The sequence below is a fragment of the Amycolatopsis acidicola genome (genome assembly GCF_007713735.2).
Classification (GTDB): domain Bacteria; phylum Actinomycetota; class Actinomycetes; order Mycobacteriales; family Pseudonocardiaceae; genus Amycolatopsis_E; species Amycolatopsis_E acidicola.
Window position 1 is genome coordinate 11401 of sequence record NZ_VMNW02000080.1, and the last position, 25088, is coordinate 36488.

Annotated in this window: 24 protein-coding genes and 1 tRNA gene; 9 read left to right on the forward strand and 16 right to left on the reverse strand. The window is 68.6% G+C overall.

What is annotated here, in order from left to right; genetic code table 11:
* Positions 1-68: 68 nt before the first annotated feature.
* Positions 69-2666: an ATP-dependent chaperone ClpB gene (gene clpB / locus FPZ12_RS35420; protein WP_144753761.1), complete on the reverse strand. Its 2598-nt coding sequence runs from the start codon at positions 2664-2666 to the stop codon at positions 69-71.
* Between the two features lie 105 nt (positions 2667-2771).
* The gene (locus tag FPZ12_RS35425) at positions 2772-3239 is read right to left on the reverse strand and encodes a MarR family winged helix-turn-helix transcriptional regulator (protein ID WP_144753764.1); all 468 of its coding nucleotides are present in this window, start codon (positions 3237-3239) and stop codon (positions 2772-2774) included.
* 345 nt (positions 3240-3584) lie between these two features.
* On the opposite strand from FPZ12_RS35425, the gene FPZ12_RS35430 reads away from it, so the two are divergent.
* Together FPZ12_RS35430 and FPZ12_RS35435 are read left to right on the forward strand one after the other, a co-directional pair.
* On the forward strand, positions 3585-4757 hold the full coding sequence (locus FPZ12_RS35430) for a globin domain-containing protein (protein ID WP_208026130.1): 1173 nt from the start codon (positions 3585-3587) through the stop codon (positions 4755-4757).
* Between the two features lie 29 nt (positions 4758-4786).
* The gene (locus tag FPZ12_RS35435; RefSeq protein WP_144753770.1) at positions 4787-5485 is read left to right on the forward strand and encodes a dienelactone hydrolase family protein; all 699 of its coding nucleotides are present in this window, start codon (positions 4787-4789) and stop codon (positions 5483-5485) included.
* Between the two features lie 158 nt (positions 5486-5643).
* Here FPZ12_RS35435 and FPZ12_RS35440 read toward each other — a convergent pair whose 3' ends face one another.
* The 5 genes from FPZ12_RS35440 to FPZ12_RS35460 form a co-directional block, all read right to left on the reverse strand.
* The gene (locus tag FPZ12_RS35440; RefSeq protein ID WP_144753773.1) at positions 5644-6075 is read right to left on the reverse strand and encodes a heat shock protein transcriptional repressor HspR; all 432 of its coding nucleotides are present in this window, start codon (positions 6073-6075) and stop codon (positions 5644-5646) included.
* On the reverse strand, positions 6075-7253 hold the full coding sequence (gene dnaJ, locus FPZ12_RS35445; protein WP_144753776.1) for a molecular chaperone DnaJ: 1179 nt from the start codon (positions 7251-7253) through the stop codon (positions 6075-6077). Before dnaJ ends, FPZ12_RS35440 begins: the two co-directional genes overlap by 1 nt.
* A gap of 24 nt (positions 7254-7277) precedes the next feature.
* Complete coding sequence (gene grpE / locus FPZ12_RS35450) at positions 7278-7988, reverse strand: nucleotide exchange factor GrpE (RefSeq protein WP_144753779.1); 711 nt, start codon at positions 7986-7988, stop codon at positions 7278-7280.
* On the reverse strand, positions 7985-9847 hold the full coding sequence (dnaK, locus tag FPZ12_RS35455; RefSeq protein WP_144753782.1) for a molecular chaperone DnaK: 1863 nt from the start codon (positions 9845-9847) through the stop codon (positions 7985-7987). The genes grpE and dnaK overlap by 4 nt, the downstream gene beginning before the upstream one ends.
* 170 nt (positions 9848-10017) lie before the next feature.
* Positions 10018-10680: a DUF4097 family beta strand repeat-containing protein gene (locus FPZ12_RS35460; protein ID WP_144753785.1), complete on the reverse strand. Its 663-nt coding sequence runs from the start codon at positions 10678-10680 to the stop codon at positions 10018-10020.
* 145 nt (positions 10681-10825) lie between these two features.
* Between FPZ12_RS35460 and FPZ12_RS35465 the strand changes: the two genes are divergently transcribed.
* Positions 10826-11368, forward strand: a complete 543-nt coding sequence (locus FPZ12_RS35465) for a YbhB/YbcL family Raf kinase inhibitor-like protein (protein ID WP_144753788.1) — start codon at positions 10826-10828, stop codon at positions 11366-11368.
* A gap of 43 nt (positions 11369-11411) precedes the next feature.
* Here the strand turns inward: FPZ12_RS35465 and cynS are convergent, their stop codons facing one another.
* Genes cynS through FPZ12_RS35480 form a run of 3 tightly spaced genes read right to left on the reverse strand, consistent with a single transcriptional unit; the run spans position 11412 to position 12777 of the window.
* A complete protein-coding gene (gene cynS / locus FPZ12_RS35470; RefSeq protein ID WP_144753791.1) occupies positions 11412-11855 on the reverse strand; it encodes a cyanase in 444 nt (147 codons plus the stop codon).
* 38 nt (positions 11856-11893) lie between these two features.
* Positions 11894-12454, reverse strand: a complete 561-nt coding sequence (locus tag FPZ12_RS35475; protein WP_144753794.1) for a TetR/AcrR family transcriptional regulator — start codon at positions 12452-12454, stop codon at positions 11894-11896.
* A complete protein-coding gene (locus FPZ12_RS35480) occupies positions 12451-12777 on the reverse strand; it encodes a DMT family transporter (RefSeq protein WP_144753797.1) in 327 nt (108 codons plus the stop codon). The genes FPZ12_RS35475 and FPZ12_RS35480 overlap by 4 nt, the downstream gene beginning before the upstream one ends.
* A 128-nt stretch (positions 12778-12905) precedes the next feature.
* Here FPZ12_RS35480 and FPZ12_RS35485 point away from each other — a divergent pair, with 128 nt between their 5' ends.
* The 5 genes from FPZ12_RS35485 (at position 12906) to FPZ12_RS35505 (ending at position 19225) form a co-directional block, all read left to right on the forward strand.
* Positions 12906-15197 (forward strand): (Fe-S)-binding protein, encoded by a 2292-nt coding sequence (locus tag FPZ12_RS35485; protein WP_144753800.1) that lies wholly within the window; start codon positions 12906-12908, stop codon positions 15195-15197.
* Positions 15198-15322: 125 nt separating this feature from the next.
* Positions 15323-15979 (forward strand): DUF742 domain-containing protein, encoded by a 657-nt coding sequence (locus FPZ12_RS35490; RefSeq protein ID WP_144753804.1) that lies wholly within the window; start codon positions 15323-15325, stop codon positions 15977-15979.
* 20 nt (positions 15980-15999) lie between these two features.
* Entirely contained in the window at positions 16000-16980 is a 981-nt protein-coding gene (locus tag FPZ12_RS35495) for a cation diffusion facilitator family transporter (protein ID WP_144753807.1), read from the forward strand.
* 41 nt (positions 16981-17021) lie between these two features.
* Complete coding sequence (locus FPZ12_RS35500; protein WP_144753810.1) at positions 17022-17615, forward strand: TetR/AcrR family transcriptional regulator; 594 nt, start codon at positions 17022-17024, stop codon at positions 17613-17615.
* A complete protein-coding gene (locus tag FPZ12_RS35505) occupies positions 17612-19225 on the forward strand; it encodes an acyl-CoA dehydrogenase family protein (RefSeq protein WP_144753812.1) in 1614 nt (537 codons plus the stop codon). Before FPZ12_RS35500 ends, FPZ12_RS35505 begins: the two co-directional genes overlap by 4 nt.
* Here the strand turns inward: FPZ12_RS35505 and FPZ12_RS35510 are convergent.
* The 3 genes from FPZ12_RS35510 to FPZ12_RS35520 form a co-directional block, all read right to left on the reverse strand.
* Complete coding sequence (locus FPZ12_RS35510; RefSeq protein ID WP_208026131.1) at positions 19218-20639, reverse strand: sugar porter family MFS transporter; 1422 nt, start codon at positions 20637-20639, stop codon at positions 19218-19220. The two genes, FPZ12_RS35505 and FPZ12_RS35510, sit on opposite strands and share 8 nt — an antisense overlap.
* A gap of 115 nt (positions 20640-20754) precedes the next feature.
* On the reverse strand, positions 20755-21336 hold the full coding sequence (gene dcd, locus FPZ12_RS35515; RefSeq protein WP_144753815.1) for a dCTP deaminase: 582 nt from the start codon (positions 21334-21336) through the stop codon (positions 20755-20757).
* Positions 21337-21345: 9 nt separating this feature from the next.
* Entirely contained in the window at positions 21346-22551 is a 1206-nt protein-coding gene (locus tag FPZ12_RS35520; protein ID WP_144753819.1) for an oxygenase MpaB family protein, read from the reverse strand.
* Positions 22552-22636: 85 nt separating this feature from the next.
* Here FPZ12_RS35520 and FPZ12_RS35525 point away from each other — a divergent pair.
* A tRNA-Gly gene (locus tag FPZ12_RS35525) sits at positions 22637-22707 on the forward strand.
* Positions 22708-23236: 529 nt separating this feature from the next.
* Here the strand turns inward: FPZ12_RS35525 and FPZ12_RS35530 are convergent.
* The 3 genes from FPZ12_RS35530 to FPZ12_RS35540 are packed head-to-tail and all read right to left on the reverse strand — an operon-like array spanning position 23237 to position 24713.
* Positions 23237-23905, reverse strand: coding sequence for a hypothetical protein (locus tag FPZ12_RS35530; RefSeq protein ID WP_144753822.1), 669 nt, complete (start codon positions 23903-23905; stop codon positions 23237-23239).
* Positions 23906-23931: 26 nt separating this feature from the next.
* Complete coding sequence (locus tag FPZ12_RS35535; protein ID WP_166463010.1) at positions 23932-24303, reverse strand: hypothetical protein; 372 nt, start codon at positions 24301-24303, stop codon at positions 23932-23934.
* A 41-nt stretch (positions 24304-24344) separates the two neighbouring features.
* Entirely contained in the window at positions 24345-24713 is a 369-nt protein-coding gene (locus FPZ12_RS35540) for a roadblock/LC7 domain-containing protein (protein WP_144753828.1), read from the reverse strand.
* Between the last annotated feature and the right edge of the window lie 375 nt (positions 24714-25088).

A 25088-nucleotide genomic window follows, 5' to 3' on the forward strand; every position in this document is an offset into this window, starting at 1 on the left:
GGCGTGACCCGATTGGGTCTTTGGACCGGGGAAGGCCGCCGGGTGCCCGGCGGCCTTCCGATCTGCCGTTATTCCTTCGTCACCGTCAGGCTGTCCGACGCCTCGAAGCTCGGGCTGTCCACCTTCACGGTGTCCCCGTCGATGACCTCGCCGGCCAGCAGTTTCTTCGCCAGCTGGTCACCGATCGCCGACTGCACCAGCCGCCGCAGCGGGCGTGCGCCGTAGATGGGGTCGAACCCGTTCAGCGCCAGCCATTCCTTCGCGCCCGGGGTGACGTCGAGCGTCAGCCGCCGCTGCGCGAGCCGCTGCGCCAGCTTGCCGATCTGGATGTCCACGATCGACGTCAGCTGCTCGGTGTCGAGCGCGTGGAAGACCACGATGTCGTCCAGCCGGTTCAGGAACTCCGGCTTGAAGTGCCGCTGCACGGTCTCCAGCACCGCGTCCCGCCGTTGCTGCTCGTCGAGGTTCGGGTCGGCGATGGCCTGCGAGCCGAGGTTCGACGTCAGGATCAGGATCGTGTTGCGGAAGTCCACCGTGCGGCCCTGGCCGTCGGTGAGCCTGCCGTCGTCGAAGACCTGCAGCAGCACGTCGAACACGTCCGGGTGGGCCTTCTCGACCTCGTCCAGCAGCACCACCGAGTACGGCCTGCGCCGCACGGATTCGGTCAGCTGACCGCCCTGGTCGTAGCCGACGTACCCGGGCGGGGCGCCGACCAGCCGGGCCACGCTGTGCTTCTCCGAGTACTCGCTCATGTCGATCCGGGTGATCGCCCGCTCGTCGTCGAACAGGAACTCCGCCAGCCCTTTCGCCAGCTCGGTCTTGCCGACACCGGTCGGGCCGAGGAACAGGAACGAACCCGTCGGCCGGTCGGGGTCGGCGACCCCGGCACGCGCGCGGCGCACCGCGTCGGAAACCGCGGCGACGGCTTCCTTCTGCCCGACGACGCGCTTGCCGAGCTCCTCCTCCATCCGCAGCAGCTTGCCCGTCTCGCCTTCGAGCAGCCGCCCGGCGGGGATCCCGGTCCACGCGCTCACCACGTCGGCGACGTCGTCCGCGCCGACCTCTTCCTTGAGCATGACGTCGGCCCGGTCGGCGGTGCTTTCCTGCGCCGCCTCCAACTCCTTCTCCAGCGCGGGGATCTTGCCGTAGCGCAGCTCGGCGGCCCGGCCCAGATCCGCGTCACGCTCCGCGCGGTCCGCCTCGCCGCGCAGCTGCTCCAGCTGCTCCTTCAAGTCGCGGACCTTCTCGATCGAGCCCTTTTCGTTCTGCCAGCGGGCTGTCAACGCGGAGAGTTCCTCGCGTTTCTCGGCCAGCTCGGCGCGCAGCGCGTCCAGCCGGACCTTCGACGCGGGGTCGTCTTCCTTCGCCAGCGCCATTTCCTCGATCTCCAGGCGGCGCACGGCCCGCTCCACCTCGTCGATCTCGACGGGGCGCGAGTCGATCTCCATGCGCAGCCGGGACGCGGCCTCGTCGACGAGGTCGATCGCCTTGTCCGGCAGGAACCGCGCGGTGATGTAGCGGTCCGACAGCGTCGCGGCGGACACCAGCGCCCCGTCGGTGATGCGGACACCGTGGTGCACCTCGTAGCGCTCCTTGAGCCCACGCAGGATCCCGACGGTGTCTTCGACCGAGGGCTCGCCGACCAGCACCTGCTGGAAGCGGCGCTCCAGCGCGGCGTCCTTCTCGATGTGCTTGCGGTACTCGTCCAGCGTCGTCGCGCCGACCATCCGCAGCTCACCGCGGGCGAGCATCGGCTTGATCATGTTGCCCGCGTCCAGAGAGGATTCAGCGTCGCCCCCCGCTCCCGCGCCGACGATGGTGTGCAGCTCGTCGATGAACGTGATGACCTGGCCCGCGGAGTCGGTGATCTCCTTCAGCACGGCCTTGAGCCGCTCTTCGAACTCACCGCGGTACTTCGCGCCGGCCACCATCGAACCGAGGTCGAGCGCCACGACCCGCTTGCCGCGCAAGGATTCCGGCACGTCACCGGCGACCACGCGCTGGGCGAGGCCCTCCACGATCGCCGTCTTGCCGACGCCGGGCTCACCGATCAGCACGGGATTGTTCTTGGTACGCCTGGAAAGCACCTGCACCACGCGCCGGATCTCGGTGTCGCGCCCGATCACCGGGTCGAGCTCGCCCTTGCGCGCCCGGTCGGTGAGGTCGACGCCGTACTTCTCCAGCGCCTTGAAGGTGCCCTCGGGGTCGGGGCTGGTGATCCGTGCCGACCCGCGCACGTTGGTGAACGCCTCGCGCAGCGCGTCCGCGCTCGCGCCGTGGCGCTTGAGGAGATCGGCCACCTGGCCGCCCTCGGCGGCGAGGCCGACCATGAGGTGCTCGGTGGACACGTACTCGTCGCCCATCTCGGTGGCGAGCTTCTGCGCGTGCGTCAGCGACTTGAGCGCCTGGGTGTCGAACTGGGGAGTGGAGACGGTGGCGCCGGTGGCCGAGGGCAGGGCGTTGGTGATCGGCTCCAGCTCCTTGTGCACCTGCGCCGGATCGGCGCCGACCGCGGTCAGCAGCGGACCGGCCACGCCGTCGCTCTGCGCCAGCAGTGCCCCCAGCAAATGCGCCGCGGCGATGCTCGGATTGCCCGCCACGGTCGCCGCCTGCGCCGCCGACGAGATCGCCTGCTGGGTCTTCGTCGTCGGGTTGAAAGCGTCCATCCCACACTCCATGTCGAACGTATGTCCTGGCGACAGCCTTCACCAAAGGCCATCGCTATGCATAACGTCAGAAAAGTTGAGTGTGTTCCGCTCAAGTCTGGTTTTCTAGGAAGGCCGGTCCTCCGGCTGCAGCTGCTCGCGCAGCGCCTCGTTCATCTGGGTCAACCTGCTGGTCAGCGCCGCTATCTCGGCGTCGGTCCAGTCGGCCAGCGCGGTCCGGAAGAACTTCAGGTACTTCCCGCGCCAGCGCTTGAGCTCGATCATGCCCTGTTCGGAGACGCTGACGAGCGCGGCGCGGCCGTCTTCGGGCGCGGGCCTGCGGTCGACGAGCCCGGCCGTGGTGAGCTGAGCGATCTGCCTGCTGACCACGGACACGTCGACCATGCGGCGGCGGGCGAGCTCGGACGGGCGGCATTCACCGTGGCGGGCGAGGTCGGACAGCAGCATCGCGGCGGCCGGGTGCAGGCCGCCCTCTTCGTTCTGCCAGGTCGAAGCGACCCACGAATGCTGGAGCTGGCCCGCGGTGCGCAGCTGGCGCATCAGCTCGATACTGGCATCTTCATCCAGGCTCATAGCAGTCTCCGCGCCACGGGTAACTTGGTTGACACATACAACTATACGAAAAGTAGTTGTCCGGTGCAGCAGTTTTGTCGGGTGAGTCCGACCACTCGGTTAGGGAGCCGCTAACCACCCGGACGGAGCAACTATCCCCGCAAACGGCCGTTTGACGGTTACTCTGCGATCCAATGCTTTCGCGCTTTCTGGCTGATGCTTGACTGAATGGGGTGGAATATTCGTGATCATTTCACGCAGTGACGACCCCTCTGGCCTGCGGCAGCTGGCCGGGGCTTTGCTATTGCGCGTTCGTGAATAATCGAGTCCGAGCATGAACGCGCACCCCGGAGCACCTCGGAACCCATGACCGCCGAACCAGTAAGTCCCGTCCCCCGGTCCGTCCACCGGGAGGCGCCCCCAGCCGTCACCGCCATGGTGCGGCTCATCCGGGATTCCTGGGCGAAGGCCGAGCCGTACTTACCGGAAGTGACGCAGTTCTTCTACGGCATGCTCTTCACCCTCGCCCCGGCGACGCGCGACTTCTTCCCGATCAACATGGAGGTCCAGCGCAACCGGATGGTGCGCGCGCTCGTGCACGTGGTGCAGATGGTCGACCAGCCGGACGACCTCGTGCCGTTCCTGCGCCAGCTCGGCCGGGACCACCGCAAGTTCGGCGTGATCCCCAAGCACTACGAGGCGATCGGCACCGCGCTGCTCGCCGCGATGCGCAGCCAGCTCGGCCCGGACTGGACCCCGGACGTCGAGCGCGCGTGGGCCGAGGCGTTCACGATCATCGCCAGGCAGATGCAGGAGGCCGCGGCCGCCGACACCAACCCGCCCAACTGGTCCGCGATGGTCGCCGAGCACCGGCGGCTGAGCTGGGACCTGGCGATGGTGCGGATCGAGCCGGACGAGCCGATCCCGTTCCACGCCGGCCAGTACCTGAGCGTCGAGGTGCCGCAGCGGCCGCGGCTGTGGCGCTACCTCTCGCCGGCCAACGCCCCGCGCCCGGACGGTTCGCTGGAGTTCCACGTCCGCGCGGTCGACGGCGGCTGGGTGTCCCGCGCCATCGTGAGCCACACGCAGAAGGGCGACATCTGGCGCTTCGGCCCGCCGCTGGGCCGGCTGTCGGTCGACCGTGAGTCGGATCGCGACGTGCTGCTCGTCGCCGGCGGCACCGGGGTCGCGCCGATGCAGTCGCTGCTCGACGAACTGGCGCAGTGGGGCGAGAACCCGAAGGTCCGGCTGTTCTACGGCGGGCGCACCCGCGAGGACCTGTATGCGCTGGAAGGCTTGCGGCTGCTGGCTTCGTGCAACCCGTGGCTGACGGTGACACCGGTGATCGAGAGCGGCCCCGGCGTCGCGGGCTGCGAGATGGGCACCCTGCCCGACGTCGTGACGAAGCACGGCGCCTGGCCCGGCCGCGACGTGCTGGTGTCCGGTTCCCCGGCGATGATCCGCGCGACGGTCTCGCGGATGCTCGTGGCGGGCACGGCACTGGACCAGATCCGCTACGACCCGTTCACGATCGACTGAGGTGCCGCGGATCACCTAGGTTGAGCCCCATGAAGATTCCTGTGGCGGACGAAGCCATCGACGGGTACCTCGCCGAACCGTCGCGCGCGGTCTCGGGGGAACCGCCGTGGCCCGGGGTCGTGATCGTGCACGACGCGATCGGCCTCACCGAGGACGCGCGCGACATCACCGAGCGGTTCGCGACGGGCGGGTATCTGGCCCTCAGCCCGAACCTGTACTCGCGCGGCGGGTTGCTTCGCTGCGTCAAGACGGTCTTCAAGGAACTGGGCGCTGCCAAGGGGCAGGCGTTCCAGGACATCGCCGCGGCGCGGGAGCTGCTCGCCGCGCGGCCCGACTGCACCGGCAAGGTCGGTGTGGTCGGTTTCTGCATGGGCGGCGGGTTCGCGATCGTCGCCGCCACGCAGGGTTTCGACGCGTCGGCGCCGTACTACGGTGCGCTGCCGAAGGATCTGTCCATTTTGGACGACGCTTGCCCGGTCGTGGCCAGCTTCGGGAAGAAGGACCCGAGCCTGAAGGGCACCGCGGCGAAACTCGAGAAGGAACTGGAAACACGCGGAATCCCCCACGACGTCAAGGAATACCCCGACGCCGGGCACAGCTTCGCGAACCAGTTCAACCTCGGCCCCTTCACGCCGCTGACCAAGATCACCGGAATGGGCTTCCACCGCGAATCCAGCGAGGACGCGTGGCGCCGGGTGTTCGCGTTCTTCGCCGAACACCTGCGCTGACCGGGCCGCGTGTTTGCCCCTCCCGCGGGCGTGTTGGCCGCACCCGCGCGTGTGTTGGCGGCCCGCGTTGGTGTGTTGGCCGTTCCCGTGCGTGTGTTGGCTGACGGGCACGAAAAAGGGCGGCCCGGCTCGTGCCGGACCGCCCCGTTCGTCAGGATTTACCTGGTGCGCTTGGGTTTCCACACCACCAGCGCGGTCTCCTGCCGGGACGGGACCAGGTCCCGCCGGTAGGAGGCGTGCACGGCGGCAGCCGCATGTTCGGCGGCCGCGTAGGCCGCGGCGAGTTCCTCGGTCAGCTCGGACACCCTGGCCTGCAGCGCATCGACGTGGTTCTCCAGTTCGATGATCCGCTTGATTCCGGCGAGGTTGACCCCCGCTTCCTGCGACAGCCGCTGCACTTCCTTCAGCAGCGCGATGTCCCGCATCGAGTAGCGGCGACCGCCACCCGACGTGCGACCCGGCGACACCAGCCCCTGCCTGTCGTACGTACGCAGCGTCTGCGCGTGCAGGCCGGAAAGCTGTGCGGCCACCGAGATCACGAAAACCGGGGTGTCTTCGTCCGCCCCGTGGGGCAACCCGCCGAACGCCATCACCGCTCCTTGAGCATCTCAGTGATCTCCGGACGTGGATCGTGCTTCTTCGACGCCTCCGCGAAGGACTCCAGCGCCTCCTTCTCGGCGGCATCCAACCTCGACGGCACGGCCACCTGCAAGGTGACCAGCAGATCGCCCTGCGTGCCGTCGCGTTTGTGGATTCCCTTGCCGCGCACGCGAAGCACCCGGCCGCTGTTGGTGCCCGACGGCACCTTCAGCGACACCTTCCCGTCCAGGGTCGGCACCGTGATCGTGCCGCCGAGGGTGACCTCCGCGAAGCTCACCGGCACGGTGATCGTCAGGTCGTTGCCGGACCGGCCGAACACCCGGTGCGGGGTGACGTGCACCCGCACGTACAGATCACCCGCGGCCGCGCCGCCCCGGCCGGGTTCACCCTGGCCCGCGAGCCGGATCCGCTGGTTGTCGTCCACCCCGGCCGGCACCCGCACGGTCAGTGTCCTGGTGCGGGTGCTGATGCCCTCACCACCGCATTCCGGGCACGGGTTGTCGATGATCTTGCCGCGACCGCGGCAGTCCCGGCACGGCTCGGAGAACGCGAACGCGCCCTGGCTGCGGCTGACCAGACCGGACCCGTTGCAGGTCGGGCAGGTGCGCGGCGAAGTGCCGGGTTTGGCACCGTTCCCGCCACAGGTACCGCAGGTGGCCGGGCTCGACAGCCGCAGCGGCAAGGTGGCTCCCTTGACCGCTTCGGTGAAGTCGATCCGGACGTCCGTCTCGACATCCGCGCCACGCTGACCGCGCGCGCCGGCCGCCCCGGGCGCACCGCCACGGCGGCCGAACAGGCCACCGAGGATGTCGCCGAGACCGCCGAACCCGCCGGCCTGACCGGCTCCCGCCGTCTGGCCGAACAGATCGCCCATGTCGAACGAACCGCCACCACCGGCGCCGGGGAAGCCGAAGCCGCCCGCGCCGCCGGAACCGAACAGCTGCCGGGCCTCGTCGTACTCCTTGCGCTTGGCCGCGTCCGAGAGCACGCCGTACGCCTCGGACACCGCCTTGAACTTCTGCTCGGCCTCCGCGTTGCCAGGGTTGGCGTCGGGGTGGTTCTCCCGGGCCAGCTTGCGGTAGGCCTTCTTGATCTCGTCCTGGGAAGCGTCGGAGGAGACGCCCAATTCGCGGTAGAAGTCCTTACCGATCCACTCCCGTGCGCTCACGGACGTCTCCTCCCTCCAGGCTGCTTAACCGTTGTTCTCATCCGACAGTTGCTCCACCGGCAGTTCACCCTCGACCGGCGCCTCGGCCGCGTCGCCGCCGGGCTCGTGGTCGGTGACGCCGACCAGAGCGGCGCGCAGCGTCCGCTCGCCGAAGCGGTAACCGCGGCGCAGCACCGTGGTCACCGTCGGGCCCGCCACGTCCGGGGAGGTGCTGTGCTGCACCGCCTCGTGCACGCTCGGGTCGAAGGGCTCGCCCTCCTCGCCGAACGGCTCGAGCCCGGCCCGCTGCAGGCCCGCGACCAGCTTTTCGCCGACCGCCTTGAACGCGCCGGTGAGGTCACCGTGCTGTTCGGCCCGCTCCAGGTCGTCCAGCAGTGGCAGCAGGTCGTTGACCACCGAAGCCTTCGCACCCGCGATCACGGCCTCGCGATCGCGGTCAACGCGCTTGCGGTAGTTGGCGTACTCCGCCTGCAACCGCTGGAGATCCGCGGTGCGCTCGGCGAGCTGCTTCTCCACATCGGACTGGACGCCGACCGACTCGTCCACAATGGACTCGCCGAGGCCCGGGCCCGCGGCGGCCTCGGGGGCCGCCTCCTCGGACTCCGGTGCCGCCTCGGGTTCCGGACGGCGTACCTGGCCGGTCTCCGGGTCGATCTTGCGGCGATCCCTCACCACCACAGGCTCGGCTACCTCCCGTTCCTGTTCGTCGAGCTCGCGCGAGTGCTTGCCGGTCACTTCTTCTCGTCCTCGTCCACGATCTCGGCGTCCACCACGTCGTCGGCCTTGGCCGAGTCACCGGACTGCTCGCCACCGGGGTTCGCGCCCGCGGCACCCTCGGCGCCACCGGCCTGCTGCGCGTTCGCGTACAGCGCGGTGCCCAGCTCCTGCGAAGCGGTGTTCAGCTTCTCGATCGCCTCGGAGATCTTGGCCGTGTCGGTGCCCTTGAGCGCCTCGTTGGCCTCGTCGATCGCGGTCTTGACCTTGCCCTTGATGTCCTCGGGCAGCTTGTCGTCGTTGTCCTTGACGAACTTCTCGGTCTGGTAGACCAGCGTCTCCGCCTGGTTGCGGGTCTCCGCCTCCTCGCGGCGCTTCTTGTCCTCCTCCGCGTGCTCCTCGGCGTCCTTCACCATGCGCTCGATGTCCTCCTTCGGCAGCGCGGAGCCACCGGTGATGGTCATCGACTGTTCCTTGTTGGTGCCGAGGTCCTTCGCGGTCACGTGCACGATGCCGTTGGCGTCGATGTCGAAGGCGACCTCGATCTGCGGCACGCCGCGCGGGGCCGGGGGCAGCCCGGTCAGCTCGAACATGCCGAGCTTCTTGTTCTGCGCCGCGATCTCGCGCTCGCCCTGGAATACCTGAATCTGCACCGAGGGCTGGTTGTCGTCCGCGGTGGAGAAGATCTCGGACCGCTTGGTCGGGATCGTGGTGTTGCGCTCGATGAGCTTGGTGAACACCCCGCCCTTGGTCTCGATGCCCAGCGACAGCGGGGTCACGTCGAGCAGCAGGACGTCCTTGACCTCGCCCTTGAGCACACCGGCCTGCAGCGCGGCGCCGACGGCGACGACCTCGTCCGGGTTGACGCCCTTGTTCGGCTCCTTGCCGCCGGTCAGCTCCTTCACCAGGTCCGACACGGCGGGCATCCGGGTGGAACCGCCGACGAGCACCACGTGGTCGATCTGGCTGACCGAGATGCCCGCGTCACGGATGACGTTGTTGAACGGCGCCTTGGTGCGGTCGAGCAGGTCGGAGGTGATCCGCTGGAACTCCGCGCGGGACAGCGTCTCGTCGAGGAAGAGCGGGTTCTTGTCCGCGTCGACCGTGATGTAGGGCAGGTTGATGCTGGCGCTGGAGGAGCTGGAGAGCTCGATCTTGGCCTTCTCCGCCGCCTCGCGGATGCGCTGCAGCGCCATCCGGTCCTTGGTCAGGTCGATGCCGCTGGAGGTCTTGAACTTCTCCACCAGCCAGTCGACGATGCGCTGGTCCCAGTCGTCACCACCGAGGTGGTTGTCACCGCTGGTGGCGCGGACCTCGACCACGCCCTCGCCGATCTCCAGCAGCGAGACGTCGAAGGTGCCGCCACCGAGGTCGAAGACCAGGATGGTCTGTTCCTTCTCGCCCTTGTCCAGGCCGTACGCCAGCGCCGCCGCGGTGGGCTCGTTGACGATGCGGAGCACGTTCAGCCCCGCGATCTGGCCTGCCTCCTTGGTGGCCTGCCGCTGCGCGTCCTCGAAGTACGCCGGGACGGTGATCACCGCGTCGGTGATCTCCTCACCGAGGTAGGACTCCGCGTCGCGCTTGAGCTTCATCAGCACGCGGGCGCTGATCTCCTGCGCGGTGTAGCCCTTGCCGTCGATCTCGGTCTTCCAGTCGGTGCCGATGTGCCGCTTCACGGACCGGATGGTCCGGTCGACGTTCGTCACGGCCTGGTTCTTCGCCGGCTGGCCGGTCAGCACCTCGCCGTTCTTGGCGAAGGCGACGATGGACGGGGTGGTGCGGGATCCTTCGGAGTTGGCGATGACCGTCGGCTCGCCGCCCTCAAGGACAGCGACGACCGAGTTGGTCGTGCCGAGGTCGATGCCGACCGCTCGCGCCATGTTCTTTCCTCCTGGTATACGCTGCTTGAGCTGCGGTGTCGCGCCCGTGTTGAGTGGGCTCCGCTCAAGTTCTATCTTGCACCCGTCGCCTGAGTCAAACCAGACTTGAGCCCAGGGCGCTCAACCTTTCTGTCCGGCACAACGACCGGATCCGGCTGCTTGTTCCCGGCTCAGGCCGGACTGACCGAAACGTCGCCGCTCGTGGCCCGCAGATCGAGCAGATGGGCGCCAGCGGGGTCGGTCGGGATGTCGATCCGCTGGTCGCCGCTGGTGGTGTCACAGACCACCCGGAAGCTGGCGCTCGGCACGGTGACGTGCACGTTCCCGCTGGAGGTCTCTGCCTGGACGTCGGCGGCGGTGCGCTCGGCGACGGTGATGTCGCCCGAGCTCGCATGCGCCCGCACCGGCCCCGCCGCGTCCGTGATGTGGATCTCCCCGGAGGTCGAGCTCACGTCGGTGCTCGCGAGGCCTTCGGCGTTGATGTCGCCGGAAGTGCTGGTGCCGCTCAGCGTGGTGCCGCGCGGGACGACCACCTCGTAGTCGACGCTGCAGTTGTGGCCGCATCCGGTGAGCACGAGCTTCCCGCCCTCGACGCGGAAGGCGTCGGAAGGCTTGCCGCCGTGGTAGCGGAACTCCTGGCGCACAGTGGTGGTCGAGACGTCCGCGGCGCGCACGTGCGCCTCGGCGGAGACGATGTCCAGCTGGACGCTGCTGACCTGCACCGTCACCTGGCGGTCCTCGTGCGCGGAACTGGGCCACCACCAGCCAAGGGCGATGGCCACCCCGGCGCCGATCATGGCGACCCCGCCGATCGCCAGCACTGGCCTTCCCATTGCGTCCTCCCCAGGCAATTTTGTTGGTGCCCAGTAGTTAAATCGCGCCGGGAACGGGGGACATCAGGGAACGCCCCCGGTTCGCCCCTGAGGTTCCCCCTACCTAGTCTTCGAGTCGACCGATTTCGCGCTCTGAGGAGGATTGATGGCTCCGCTGCCCAACCCATACGACTTCCTGCCTCCGGTGCCCGCGTTCACCGTGCGAAGCAACGACGTCGCCCACGGCGAGACGCTGGCCGCCCCGCACCTGAGCGGTGCCTTCGGCGTGCCCGGCGGCGAGGACCGGTCGCCGCACCTGGCCTGGGAGGGCTTCCCCGCCGAGACGAAGAGCTTCGCCGTCACCTGCTACGACCCGGAAGCGCCCACGGGGAGCGGGTTCTGGCACTGGGCGGTCTTCAACATCCCGGCCTCGGTGACGGAGCTGCCCGCCGGCGCGGGTGACGCGGACGGTTCCGGGCTGCCTTCGGGCGCGGTGACCCTCAAGAACGACGGCGGAGTCAAGGGCTACATCGGCGCGGCCCCGCCCGCCGGGCACGGGCTGCACAACTACTACTTCGTGGTGCACGCGGTCGACGTCGAGAAGCTGGACATCCCCGGGGACGCCACGCCGGCCTTCCTCGGCTTCAACCTCTTCTCGCACACGCTCGCCCGCGCGACGATCACCCCGGTCTTCGAGATCAAGGGCTGAGCGCGGCAGGCGCCTTCCCCGGCCGGGGAAGGCGCCTGACTGCTCACCACTGGTAGGGCAGGAACTTCCCGTCGAGCGTCACCACCACGCGGTCGCCCGCCGGGTCCGGCACGCGCCGGACGTCCATCCGGAAGTTGATCGCGCTCATGATCCCGTCGCCGAACTGCTCGTGGATCAGCTCCTTGATGGTGGGCCCGTACACCTGAAGCACCTCGTAGAACCGGTAGATCGTCGGGTCCGTCGGCACCGGCGAATCCAGCGCGCCGCGGGTGGGCTGGAGCTGGAGCGCCGCCTCGACGTCCGTGGGCAGCTCGAGGACTTCGGCGGCTTTGCCCGCGCGCTCCTTGCTCATCGGGTGCTGGCCGAGCAGTGCGGCGGTGGTCCAGGCGAGCGGAGCGTCGATGGCCTCGGCGATGTCGGCCCAGCTGAGCCCGAGCCGCACCTTCGCCGCGACGGCCGCGTCGGCGGCTTCCTTCTTCGTCGTCATGCCCGATCATCTTGCCCGGCAAGTGTTTCCGGCAGTTTTCAGCGAGGCCGCAACAGGTACTCGACCACCGGTTTCAGTTCCTCGGCGGTGGGCGGTTCGTCGTCGATCAGGCCCTGGATGAGCAGGCCGTCGATACCGGCGAGGAAGGCCCGCAACGCCACCAGGTCGTCCGGCCGGACCATCGACGTGAGCACGTCCAGCCAGCGCCGCGCGGCGGGCCGCAGCTCCGGGCGTCGCGCGGCCAGGAGGTACAGCTCGTACTCCGCCATCGTCCGGCCGCGCCGCGGGCCGAGCGCCTCGGCGAGCAGACCGGCCACCTCGTCCGCGCCGAGGCTGCCGCGCGAGCGGGCGCGGTCGATCATCCAGTAGACCTCGGTGGCCATGTCCTTCGCGCATGAGATGAGCGTGGCGATCAGCAGGTCGTTCAGGCCCGCGAAGTGGTACGTGGTCGAGGTGGTGGGCACGTCGGCCTCCGCCGCGACCGTCCGGTGGGTGACCCCCGCGACGCCGTCCCGCTCGATCACTCGCAGCGTGGCGTCGATGATCTCCTGCCGCCGCCGGTCGCCGCGCGCTTTCCGGCCGTCGCGCTGGGCCTTCACTGCGCCGCCCCCAGTTCGATCAGCACGACGCCCCCGATGACCAGCGCGAGTCCGCCGACCATGGTGAGATTGATGCGCTCGCCGAGGAAGACCACACCGACGAGCGCGACGGCCGCGACCCCGGCCGCCGCCCAGATCGCGTAGGCCACGCCGACGGGCAGCCCCCGCTTGAGGACCAGGGACAACGCCACGAACGCCACCGCGTACCCGGCGACCACGACGATCGACGGGCCGAGCTTCGAGAAACCCTCGGAGAGCTTCAGCGACACGGTTCCGGTGACCTCGGCGGCGATGGCCAAGGCGAGCAGCAGGTATGCGGACACAACCGCCAAAGTACCTGAACGATCGTCCCGCTTTCCAGGGAGTCGTACGTCACGTCGATTGGTTACCCACCGGTAAGAGCCGTTACGCTCCCGATCAACCACCACACTTTGGACGAAAGGCCCCGGTCATGGGTGCTCTGCAGATCACGCTCGGCGTGGTCGGCGTCGCCATCAGCATCGTCGCTTGGATCATGTTCGTCGCCGGCGTCTGGCGGATGGTGCGCATCATTCGCCTCGGACAGCCCGATGCCACCCGCAACGGTCCCTTCGGGCCACGCCTGACCACGCTGATCAAGGAGTTCGCCGCGCACACGCGGATGAACAAGTTCCGGCACGTCGGCCCGTGGCACTGGATGGTCATGTGGGGCTTCCTGATCGGGTCGCTGGCCTGGTTCGAGGCCTACGGCGAGACGTTCGACCCCGAGTTCCACTGGCCGATCATCGGCGCGTGGGAACCCTGGCTGTTCCTCACCGAACTGCTCGGGCTCGGCACCGTGATCGGCGGGATCGCGCTGGCGATCATCCGGCAGCGCAACCACCCGCGCCGCGCCGACCGGCAGTCGCGCTTCGCCGGGTCGAACTTCGGGCAGGCCTACTTCGTCGAGGCCGTGGTCGTGATCGAGGGTCTCGGCATCCTCGGCGTGAAGGCGTTCAAGATCTCCAGCGGTATCGAGGACCCGTCCTGGTGGAGCAGCTTCGCCACCAAGGGCATCGCCGAACTGCTGCCTGCCAGCACCGCGGCGGTCACGATCACCGCGCTGGTCAAGCTGCTGTCCGGGATGATCTGGCTGATCGTGGTGGGCCGCAAGCTCACGATGGGTGTCGCCTGGCACCGGTTCAGCGCCTTCTTCAACATCTACTTCAAGCGCGAGAAGGACGGCGGCGTCGCGCTCGGCGCGCTCAAGCCGATGATGAGCGACGGCAAGCCGCTGGACTTCGAGGAGGCCGACCCGGAGAAGGACGTCTTCGGCGCCGGCCAGATCGAGGACTTCAGCTGGAAGGGCTGGCTGGACTTCACCACCTGCACCGAATGCGGCCGCTGCCAGTCCCAGTGCCCCGCCTGGAACACCGGGAAACCGCTTTCTCCCAAGCTGGTCATCACGCAGCTGCGCGACCACGCCTACGCGAAGGCGCCGTACCTGCTGGCCGGTGGCAAGCGGGACATGACCGGTGAGGAGATCGGCCTCACCGGCGACAACCCGCACGCCGGGATCGACGTGCTGGCGCTGGCCGAGGCCGAGCGGCCGCTGATCGGCGGGCCGGAGGAGAACGGCGTCATCGACCCCGAGGTGCTGTGGTCGTGCACCTCCTGCGGCGCCTGCGTCGAGCAGTGCCCGGTGGACATCGAGCACGTCGACCACATCGTCGACATGCGCCGCTACCAGGTCATGATCGAGTCGAACTTCCCGACCGAGCTCAACGGGATGTTCAAGAACCTGGAGAACAAGGGCAATCCGTGGGGCCAGAACGCGAAGGACCGCCTCGCCTGGGCCGACGACCTCGACTTCGAGGTGCCGGTGTTCGACGGCGAGCTTGGCGACGCCGAGTACCTGTTCTGGGTCGGCTGCGCCGGTGCGTTCGAGGACCGCGCGAAGAAGACGACCCGTGCGGTCGCGGAGCTGCTGCACCTCGCCGACGTGAAGTACACCGTGCTCGGGCCGGAGGAGTCCTGCACCGGTGACCCGGCCCGCCGGGCCGGCAACGAGTTCCTCTTCCAGATGCTGGCCCAGCAGAACGTCGAGGTGCTCAACTCGGTGTTCGAGGACCGGCCGAAGGGCAACCGCAAGATCGTCGTCACCTGCGCGCACTGCTTCAACACGCTCGCCAACGAGTACCCGGAGCTCGGCGGCCAGTACGAGGTCGTGCACCACACGCAGCTGCTGAACCGCCTGGTGCGGGAGAAGCGGCTGGTGCCGGTGGCCCCGATCGCCGACGACGTGACCTACCACGACCCGTGCTACCTGGGCCGCCACAACAAGATCTACGAAGCGCCGCGTGAGCTGGTCGGTGCTTCGGGCGCGCAGTTCCGCGAAATGCCGCGGCACGGCGACAGGTCGATGTGCTGTGGTGCCGGCGGCGCGCGGATGTGGATGGAAGAGAAGATCGGCAAGCGGATCAACATCGAGCGCGTCGACGAGGCGCTCGGCACCGCGCCTTCGAAGATCGCGACCGGCTGCCCGTTCTGCCGCGTGATGCTGACCGACGGCGTCACGGCCCGCCAGAACGACGGTGCCGCGAGCGAGAAGGTCGAAGTGGTGGATGTCTCGCAGCTGCTTTTGCAGTCGGTGAAGCGGCGTCCGCAGCCGGTGCCCGAGTCGGCGTCGACCGACCTGCCCGAGGCCGGGTCCGACCCGCTCGAGGCGGATGTCGCCACGGACAAGGTGGCCACCGGAACGCCGTTGCCGGAGGAGGACAAGTAAGCGATTTCCTGCCGGAGTCCCGCTTTCGGGGCTCCGGCAGGGCTCGACAAGCAGGTTATCCTGGTCATCTCGCAAGCCAAGGTCGTCGGCGAGGATTACCTGACCTGCGTGAACGGGGGCGAAAAATGGGCTTTCCCGCCGAGGGCGAGTCGGCAGCAGAGCCGGCCGCCGCCCGGGCCGGAGCTCGTTTTCCCTCGGCCCGGCAGCTGGAGCGTTACGCCGACGAGCAGCCTGCCCCCGGCCCGCAGCTGGAGAAGCGTAATCCCGAACGCCCTTCCGGCGCGCGATTCCCCACCGAACGCCAGCTCGAGCGCTTCGCCGACGAGCAGCCGCCGCCCGATCCCCCGGCGCAGGTCGACAGGTCTCCGAAGCCGGTTCCGCCGAAGCCGGTGCCCAGCCCGCGTCCGCGACCCCGCCCGCGGGTGGACGAGGAGCCGATGGACGACGGCCCCCGTGTCCGGCCGTACGTGCTCACCAAGGGGCGCACCCAGTCCGCCTATGAACTGGCGCTGGAGACGATGGTTTCGTTGCGCGCCGACGCCCGCTGGAGCGGCGCGGCGCTGAACTCCGAATACCAGCCGGTGCGCGCGTTGTGCGCGGCGCCGCAGTCGGTCGCCGAAGTCGCGGCCGGGCTGTCCATGCCGCTGGGGGTGGCGCGGGTGCTGCTCTCGGACATGGCGGAGCTGGGCCTGCTGCACATCCACGGCACCGCCCGCACCGCAGAAGGCAGGCCCCCGATGGCGCTGATGCGCCGCGTATTGGCTGGGCTGCAACGGCTTTGACCTCGCTCTAGGATCGGCGGGTGAGCGAGGAAGAGCCGACGGGCGAAAGTACCGTCACCGTGGTGCTGGCCGGGGCGGTCAACCTGGCGATAGCCGTGATGAAGGCGGTCGCCGGCATCATCACCGGTTCCGGGGCGATGCTTTCCGAGGCGGCGCATTCGGTCGCCGACACGATCACCGAAATCCTGCTGTTGACGGCATTGCGCCGCTCGGCGCGGCCCGCGGACCGCGTGCATCCGTTCGGTTACGGCAAGGAGCGCTACTTCTGGTCGCTGCTCGCCGCGGTCTCGATCTTCGCCTCCGGTGCGATGTTTTCCTTCTACGAAGGCTTTTCCACCGTGTTCGGGGAGCCGGAGGAGCAGACCAACCCGCTCGTCGGCTACATCGTGCTGGTGCTGGCCTTCCTGATGGAGGGCGTGTCGTGGACGCAGGCGATGCGCCAGGTCCGCGGCGAAGCGCGTGAGCAGAACAGGTCGATCCCGCAGTACCTGCGCCTCGTCGACGACCCGGCGCCGAAGGCCGTGTTCTTCGAGGACTCGGCCGCGCTCGTCGGTCTCGTGCTCGCCTTCCTCGGGCTGTTCCTGCACCACCTCACGGGTTCGAGCCTGTGGGACGGGCTCGCGTCGATCACGATCGGCGTGCTGCTCGTGTTCGTCGCCTACAACCTCGGCCGCACCAACCTGGGGTTGCTGATCGGCAGGCAGGCCGATCCGGTCGTGGTGCGCGGGATCCGCGAGGCGCTGGCACGGGCGCCGGAGATCGAGGCGGTGGTCGATCTGCAGACGATGCTGCTCGGCACCGACCAGATCCTCGTCTGCGCGCGCGTGGACTTCGACGACTCGCTCGGCGCCGCCGACGTCGAACGCGCCTGTGTCCGGCTGGCTTCCGAGCTGCACCAGGCCTACAGCGACGTCGAAGAGGTGTTCATCGAGCCGGTGCCGCGGACGGATCCGGAGTTGCGCGCCGCGGTGCTGGCCAGGTACGGGCGTGCTTTCCAGTAGCCGCCTTGCGTGAAGAAGTGAATCAGTGCTTCACTTCTTGAGTGCCCTACCGACGCACCCCTCAGGTCCAGGCGCGGCTCGACGCCCAGCGCGCCGCGATCCTCGACGCCGCCGGTGAGTTGCTCGCCGAGCGCGGCTACGCGGGCTGCTCGGTCGCGGCCGTGGCGGAGAAGGCGGGCATCGCCACGGGCAGCGTGTACCGGCATTTTCCCGGCAAGGTCGAGCTCGTCGTCGAGCTGTTCCGCGGCGTGGTGAACCGCGAGGTCGAGGCGGTCACGAAGGCCGCCGAGCTGCCCGGTGATCCCGTCGAGCGCGTCGCGGCGGTGTTCGAGACCTTCGCCAATCGCGCGCTGAAGGCGCCCCGGCGCGCGTACGCGTTGCTCGCCGAGCCGGTCGACGCGCCAGTGGAGGCCGAGCGCATCGTGTTCCGGCGGATGTTCCGCGACGTCGTCGCCCGCCACATCGGCGAAGGGGTCCGCGCGGGCCAGCTGCCCGCGCAGGACGCCACGCTCACCGCCGCCGCTCTCGTCGGCGCGGCGGCCGAAGTCCTGATCGGTCCGCTGACAACGGACAACACCGGCGCGGTCAGTGGGCTGCGCACCTTCATCCTGCGTGCTTTGGGAGGTTCCGAATGACCGACACCCACGAGGTCACCAACCAGGCCCCGCCGCTCGTCGACTACGACGTCGCCGACGACGCGGCGCTGCTCGACGGGCTGCGCCGCGCCGGCGCCGGCTGGGCCGAGGACGAGGTGCACGAGCTGGGCCGGCTCGCGGGCAGCGCGAAAGGCCAGGAATGGGGCCGCGTCGCCAACGAGAACCCGCCGGTGCTGCATACGCACGACCGCTACGGCAACCGCATCGACGAGGTCGAGTTCCACCCGTACTGGCACGAGCTGATGACCGTCGCGGTCGGGCACGGCCTGCACGCGGCGCCGTGGCGCGACGAACGCCCGGCCGCGCACGCCGCGCGAGCCGCGAAGGTGCTGGTGTGGAACCAGGCCGAGGGCGGCCACGTGTGCCCGATTTCCATGACGTACGCGGCGATTCCGGCGTTGCGCTTCAGCCCCGAGCTGGCCGCCACGTACGAGCCGCTGCTCGCCTCGCCGGAGTACGACTTCGGCCTGCGCGTGCCGACGACGAAGCGCGGGCTCATCGCCGGCATGTCGATGACCGAGAAGCAGGGCGGCTCCGACGTCCGCACGAACACCACCACGGCGAAGCCCGCTGGCGATGGCAGTTACGTGCTCACCGGGCACAAGTGGTTCACGTCGGCGCCGATGTCGGACCTGTTCCTGACGCTCGCGCAGGCGCCCGGCGGGCTGTCCTGCTTCCTGCTGCCACGGGTGCTGCCCGACGGTTCCCGCAACCGGATCTTCTTGCAGCGCTTGAAGGACAAGCTCGGCAACAAGTCCAACGCCTCGTCCGAGATCGAGTACGACGGCGCCGTCGGCTGGCTGGTCGGCGAGGAGGGGCGCGGGGTGCCGACCATCATCGAGATGGTCAACAACACCAGGCTCGACTGCGTGCTCGGCAGTACTTCCCTGATGCGCCAAGGGGTTGTGCTCGCCACCCACCACGCCGCGCACCGGCGGGCGTTCGGCGAGAACCTGATCGACCAGCCCGCGATGGCCAACGTGCTCGCTGATCTTGTGGTCGAGTCGGAGGCCGCCACCACGGTGGCGATGCGGCTCGCGGCCGCGACCGGTGACCCGGACGAGCTCCCGTTCCGGCGGCTGGCGCTGGCGGTGACGAAGTACTGGGTGTGCAAACGGGGTGCGGCGCATACGGCGGAAGCGCTGGAATGCCTGGGCGGCAACGGTTACGTCGAGGAGTCCGGGATGCCGCGGCTCTACCGCGAGGCCCCGCTGCTCTCGATCTGGGAGGGCTCCGGAAACGTCGCGGCACTGGACGCGTTGCGCGCGATGGGCAAGCAGCCCGAGTCGGTGGAGGCGTTCTTCGGCGAGGTCGACCTGGCCGCCGGGGCCGATTCGCGGCTGGACGACGCGATCGGGCGGGTGCGCAAGGAGCTGACCGACCTCGAGGACATCCAGTACCGCGCGCGGCGGCTGGTCGAGTCGATGGCGTTGGTGCTGCAGGGTTCCCTGCTCGTGCGGTACGCCCCAGCCGCCGTGGCGGACGCGTTCTGCGCGTCGCGTCTCGGTGGCGACTGGGGCGTGGCCTTCGGCACGTTACCGTCCACTGTGGACACGAAGGCGATCGTCGGGCGGGCCCGCGTCAGCTGACGTCTTCGATCGCGGTGCCCTTGGTCTCGCGGACGAACTTGAGCGCGAACGGGATCGAGAGCACCGCGAAGGCGGCGTAGATCCAGTAGGTCACCGACAGGTTCCAGTCGGCCATGCTCGGGAAGCTGACCGTGACGGCCCAGTTGGCGACCCAGTTCGCGGCGGTGCCGACGGCGAGCGCGGCGCTGCGGATGCGCAGCGGGAACATCTCGCCCAGCATCACCCAGAGGATCACGCCCCACGACATCGCGAACGAGATCACGAAGATGTTCGCGAACACCAGCGCGACCGGGCCCCACGCGCCCGGCAGGGACAGGTCGCCGTTCACCTTCTGCGCGTTGCCGAAGGCGATGGCGGCCACCGCCAGCCCGATCGTCATGCCGACGGAACCGATGAGCAGCAACGGTTTCCGGCCGACCTTGTCGATGAAGGCGATCGCGATGAAGGTGCCGATGATGTTGATGACCGGGCTGACCATCGAGATGAGCAGCGAGTCGGTGTTCTGGCCGACCGAGTGCCACAGCGTGTCGCTGTAGTAGAAGATCACGTTGATGCCGACGAACTGCTGGAACACCGCCAGCGCGATGCCGACCCAGACGATCGGCAGCAGGCCGAGCTTGCCGCCGATGAGGTCGCGCACCCTGGACTTCTTCTCGGTGCGCAGGCCGCGCCTGATGTCCTCGAGCTTGGCGTCCACGTCGCCGCCCTCGACGTCGGCGAGCACCTTCCTCGCGCGCTCCGTCTTGCCGATGGACAGCAGGTAGTGCGGCGACTCGGGGATGATCGAGGCGAGCACGAAGTAGACGATCGCGGGGATGGCGGCGGCGCCGAGCATCCACTGCCAGGCCTCCAGGCCGCCGGTCGAGGCGTTCAGGTCGTGCGAACCGTCCGCGCCGACCGGGGACAGCGCCTTGATCACCCAGTTGACCAGGGCGGACACCCCGATGCCGAGCACGATCGCCAGCTGTTGCAGTGAAGCAAGCCTGCCCCGGTAAGCGGGTGGCGCGACTTCGGCGATGTAGGCCGGGCCGATCACCGACGCGATACCGATGGCGATCCCGCCGATCACGCGCCAGATCGCGAGGTCCCACACGCTGAACGGGAACATCGCCCCGAGCGCGCTGATCAGGAAGAGGATCGCGGCCAGCTGCATCGTGCGGATGCGGCCGATCCGGTCGGACAGCAGGCCGCCGAACCAGGCGCCGACGGCGGAACCGATCAGCGCGCTGGACACGGTCAGCCCGGTGACGCCGTCCCCGACCTGGAAATGGTGCTGGATACCGAGCACGGCACCGTTGATGTTCGAGCTGTCATACCCGAACAGGAACCCGCCGACCGCCGCGGCTCCGGCGATGAACACGACGTGGGCGAGATGTTGCTGGCCGGCTCGCTCCCCGGCCGTGGTTGAACTCACGACCCCTTGCTCCCTTGCTCCGTTCAAAGCCTCCGAACGGAGTAAACCCTGGAATGGTCCAGTCCATGCCGGACCAATGGGGTGAGATGTTTCACCGGGTCGGGTGGGTTTGGGATCAGCGCCAGGTGTCGACGCGGTGGAAGTTCTTGTAGGCGCGGCTGGGTGTCGGGCCGCGTTGTCCCTGGTAGCGGGAGCCGACTTCAGCGGAGCCGTACGGGAACTCGGCGGCGCTGGACAGTCGGAACAGGCAGAGCTGGCCGATCTTCATGCCCGGCCACAGCGTGATCGGGAGGTTCGCGACGTTCGAGAGCTCGAGGGTGATGTGGCCGGAGAAGCCCGGGTCGATGAAGCCTGCCGTGGAATGCGTGAGCAGCCCGAGCCTGCCGAGCGAGGATTTGCCCTCGAGCCTGCCGGCGAGGTCGTCGGGGAGGGTGAGGAGCTCGAAGGTGGAGGCGAGCACGAACTCGCCGGGGTGCAGGACGAACGGGTCGTCGCCCTCCTTCTCGACCAGCGACGTCAGCTCGTCCTGCTGGCGCGACGGGTCGATGTGGGTGTACTTGCTGTTGTCGAACACCCGGAAGAAGCGGTCCAGCCGGACGTCGATGCTCGACGGTTGCACCATGCCGGAGTCGAAGGGTTCGATCCCCAGCCTGCCGGCTTCGACTTCTTTGCGGAGGTCACGGTCACTGAGCAGCACCCGAGCAGCCTAAGCCGCGCGCATGTGGCGGGCATAAGTCGGGTCGAGCTGGAAGACCTTGCCGAGGCGTGCGACGTAGTGCCGGCGTTCCGCGGCGCCGAGCCGCTCGCGCAGGCCGTTGACCCCGGGCAGGTGGCCCAATGCCGTCTCCGCGGCGAAGTTGACCGCGGCCGCGGTGAGGACGGCGCCTTGTGCGAGCGGGTCGTTGGGCAGTTCGAGGAAGTCGGCGTTGCTCTTGCCGAGCACGAGGCGGCTGATGGAACTGTGCACGCGGACGGAGATGTGCGAGAGCACCTTGCCGAGCGGCCCGCGCCCGTAACCGATCGCCTCGTGCGTGACGAGGAGGGCTTTGGCGAGGCGTTTCGAGTCCTCGTCGGGGATGAACTCGGTGGCGGCGAGGAGCCAGAGCAGCCGCCACGCGTCCTGCTCGGTGGCCGGGAGGAGCTCGTCGTCGATGCCCATCAGCCAGCCGACATAACGCCAAAGATGCAGGATGTCGGCGCGCTCGCGCTCGGTGTAGCGGACGCCGAGGAGCTGGGTGCCGAGGACGAAGACGAGCGAGAAGAGGAGGAGTGTGCCGACCGTCTGGATCTGGTTGACCGGCTTGTCCCAGGCCGCGTAGTCCCAGTCGCCGCGGCGGTTCATGGCGGCGCGGACGTGCGCGTGCACGAGCCGCACGCGGAGCGCGGAGGCGTAGCCGGACTTCTTGAGCTGGAGTTGCCCCGGTGTGGTCACGGTGATCCACCATGCGGCGGTTTCCACGAGGCGGCGGCCGGCCATGTGCTCGATCTCGCCGGTCCCGACAAGCGGCTTCGTCGCGCGCGAGGCGAGGTAGCCGCCCATGAGCGACATGTCGCCGAGCGGGAAGAGGCCGAGCAGCCCGGTGCGCGTGATCGCCCGCGCCCCGCGCTCGATCCGGGCGCCGTCGACCCAGTAGGGAGTGGCCTCGGCCGCGCGGAAGAAGCTCACGAGCTCGGCCGGCGGGTCCTGGAGGTGGTCGATGCCGTGCTCGAGTGCCTGCTCGAAGAGGTGCCGCCCGTGCCCGCCCGGCATCCGCTCGATCATCGCCACGACCGCGTCCGCCAGCGGGTCCTCCGCCTGCGCGAACTCGCGGAACTTCGCGACCTGCTCGTCGGTGCCACGGATGTCGCCGGCCCCGGCCAGCCGCGCCGCGAGCCGGAAACCACCGTGGCGGAACAACTCGGGGTCTTCCATGACAACAAGTGTTGTCAGTTCGCGCCGACACGTCAAGCACCTGGTGTGAAAGGAGATGGAGGCACCGTGTATGCTCTTCGGTGCTGCGGATGTAGTTCAATGGTAGAACATCAGCTTCCCAAGCTGAATACGCGGGTTCGATTCCCGTCATCCGCTCTTGCTGCGCGAAGGCCCAGGTCATGAAGTGTCTACTGTGGACCTGGGCCTTCGTCGTTCGGGGCGGTGGGCACGCGTGCTGAGGGCTCTCGACCCGGCCCGGGCTTCGTTGTGCGGTCGCTATGCCGCCGGCGGCCGGGGCTCCGCCCCGAACCCCGACACCGCTTCAGAGATCAGGGGAAGTGCGGTTCCGGTCAAGGGTCTGCCGAAGGCCGCGAAGCGCCCTTGACCGGCACCACCCGGCCCGGCAGGGGTGAACCCGCGCCGCGAGGAGATCACCTCGGTTGGGGAGACTTACGAGTGACGCCTTCCCCGGTCGGGTTCGGCGTCGAACACGCCGACCGTCCGAAAACGCCGCTTGGGTTCAGGGGCTTCGGAGAACTGTCGGAGCACGCTCAAACGCGTTCATCGGGAAGCGCTTTCAGGAGCTGATGCGCAGCCTCACGCATTTTCGCAGGGGCTTGGCTTTCCTCGCTGCTCACGGCTGCAGCATCGTAGCTCGCAGACCGTCCACTTCAGACACCCCCGATCACGGAGCAACCTCCAGCTCCAGCCCCATGAGGCGCACCGTGCGGCGGCGGCGTAGCCAGTTGCGGCCGGGGGCGCCTTCGAGCAGCTCATCGAGGAATGCCTTGCGCTGTCCCGAAGTCGCTGAGCGCCAGTGCAGGGTCAAGGTCGGGCGGACCGGGGCGATGTACGGGCGCATGTTCGCGTCCACGTGACCCAGCCGCGCCTGGTAGTCCTGATCCCGCCGGTATTCGAGGTTCAGGTCGATCAGCGGAACGGCGCCGCCGGTGCGGTGGTGGCACCGCGAAAGCATCCGGGCCAGCTCGTCCAGCGCAATCCTTACCGCATAAGGCATTTGGTCCTGCCATCGGCCGCGGTGCGGGGCGTCCGTCTGCCCCGCGGCCACCTCGTCGGCGAGCAGGATCAGCGCCCCGATCCGCGTTCCGGCGAGTTCGACGCCGATCCGCCGCTGCTCCGGGTCGGCGAAGAAGCGGGGCACCCGCCCGGCGAGGAGCGCCCCCGACCGCTCCCGGACCCACTGTTCGACCTCGTCGGACGACGCGCAGGACGACACGAATGTGAACACCAGCTCGTCGCCGGACAGGGTCATCGCGACCGGGAACAGGGAACCGAGATCACGCATGAACGCCGAGCCGACGACGAGCGCGGCTTCCGAGCCGCCTGCGGCCATCGCCGCCTCCTCCTGTGCGGGCGCGGCTACACCTGGAGGTCGGATTCGATCCGTTTGAGGTAGTGCCGCGCCAGCGCCAGGTTCGCCCGCTCCCGGTCCAGCACCAGATACAGGAACATCGAGTTCCGCGAACCGACCGTGTTCAGCAGCCGGATCAGGTGGTACTGGCGGTGCAACGTGATCAGGATGTCCTCGATGTTGTCATTGAGCTGCAGCGACGACATCACCCGCAGTTTCGACCGCACGACCTCGGTGTTGCCTGCCGCGGCGATCTCCAGGTCGAGCCAATCGCCGCCGCCACTGGTGCCGAGCGACATTCCGCTTTCGTAGTCGACCAGCGCGACGCCGATGGCGCCGGTGATGGACATGGCTTCCTTGAGCGCGGTATCGATGTTCATCATGGTGTGTTTTCCTCCTGCGAAAAGGATTTGTCTGCCGGCTAGGCGCCGAGGATCGAGGTGATCCGCTCGATGACGGGCCGGGTCTCGAACAACAGGCGTCCCACGTTCAGGCCCTTGTCCCCCAGCACCACCATCAGCGCGTGCCTGCCGATGGCGTAGACGGCCATATAGCCATCGCTGCTGAACACGACCGTCTGATGCAGCGAGCCCTGGCCGGCGATCTCGGACGCCTGGCGCGCGATCCCGAGGTCGGCGGCGGCGAGCGCGGAGATCTTGGCGGGATCGATGGCCGCGGCGGCATCGACGAGGATGGGGATCCCGTCGACCGCGGCCACCAGCGTGTGGGTCACCCCGGCGACGTTTTCGCGAAGACCGCGCAATTCGCCGGCCAGTGCGTCGAAGTCCACTTATCAGTCTCTCTCCGCCGCGGGCGCGACGGTTTCATGAACGCGGTCCACGTTCATCTGGTGTGGAAGGAAAAATGAGCCGAGGATGTATCCATCGGCGATTCGAGTCGTTGTCCAGGCGAGGACCATACCGGCAGGGATACCTCGCGCATACGGGCCCGGCGCCATTGTTTTCAGCACTACACGATCGGCCTAAAAGCATTCCGTGAATAGCGAATTGCGTCTGATGATCACCGCGAAACCGTGGGTGTGGTTTCACATTGCCCACCGCCGACATGACATGCCGGGACGACGCGCGGTGTCCGAAAAGGACAGACGGCGGCCGCGGTGGCGACAGGGCGTGTTCGCTGCTCCCACCTCGAGGCGGGCCATCCC